Origin of the sequence: Microbacterium sp. Be9 (genome assembly GCF_011754135.1) — a bacterium.
Taxonomy (GTDB): Bacteria; Actinomycetota; Actinomycetes; order Actinomycetales; family Microbacteriaceae; genus Microbacterium; species Microbacterium maritypicum_A.
Window position 1 is genome coordinate 1,434,621 of record NZ_WNWT01000006.1, and the last position, 316, is coordinate 1,434,936.

Here is a 316-nt window from a genome sequence, read left to right on the forward strand (position 1 = left end):
AGTCCGGCGACGTTGATCGCGGCCGCGACGGGGGTGTCGACGGGTGAGGCGTCGCGTCTTGTCAGGGTGGGTGAGGCGACGGCGCCGCGGAGTGATCTTCTGGGGGCGCGTCTGCCGGCGAGGTATCCGTTGGTGAGTGCGGCGTTGGATGCGGGGGTGCTGGGGGCTCCGGCGGCGGCGGTGATCATCGCGGCGCTGGATCGGTGCCGGGTTGTGGCGGGGGTGGAGCGGATCGCTGAGGGGGAGCGGCTGCTGGTGGAGAAGGCGGCAGGGCTCGCGCTCGATGGTGTGCGCACGCTCGTGGTGCGGGTGGAGG

Annotated in this window: 1 protein-coding gene; it reads right to left on the bottom strand. The window is 72.8% G+C overall.

Annotated elements, in window-relative coordinates:
• Positions 1–188, bottom strand: a 188-nt coding sequence (locus GLO27_RS20345; RefSeq protein WP_347878412.1) for a hypothetical protein, incomplete at its 3' end; no start/stop codon positions are given.
• Between the last annotated feature and the right edge of the window lie 128 nt (positions 189–316).